Source organism: Streptomyces sp. NH27, from assembly GCF_056859195.1.
Window position 1 is genome coordinate 1 of record NZ_JACEGK010001117.1, and the last position, 396, is coordinate 396.

The 396-nt window shown below is 39.6% G+C and carries 1 protein-coding gene; it reads left to right on the forward strand.

What is annotated here, in order from left to right; genetic code table 11:
• Positions 1–48 precede the first annotated feature (48 nt).
• The coding region (locus AC13HU_RS38310) for a hypothetical protein (RefSeq protein WP_483046600.1) at positions 49–396 on the forward strand (348 nt) is incomplete at its 3' end.

Below are 396 nucleotides of genomic sequence, written 5' to 3' on the forward strand. Positions count from 1 at the left end.
CGATCCACATTTAAGCCTGAAGGTGCTGAAAAGGAAACAACTATCAGAGTGACTGTTGATAGTCCTCTTATTAATTCTTATCCTTACATAAACGAAAAAGAGTATGAGAACAACAACGCAAAATCCGTTGAAGAGTTGCAGAAGTGGGCACAGGCTAAGTTCTCAAATGAGGGCATTGACAAGATCTCTGACGCTATCAAGATTGAAGCTTATGAACTTGATGGGCAAGTTGTTCACATGGGTGATACGGTCAATCTCAAGAGCTGGAAACATAATGTTGATGTATTTAAGAAAGCTATTGCTTATGAGTTCGATGCCTTAAAAGAAGAATATATCTCTCTGATTCTCGATGATAAGGCAGGAGCTGGTGGTTCTAGAACATCTGGTGGCTTATCT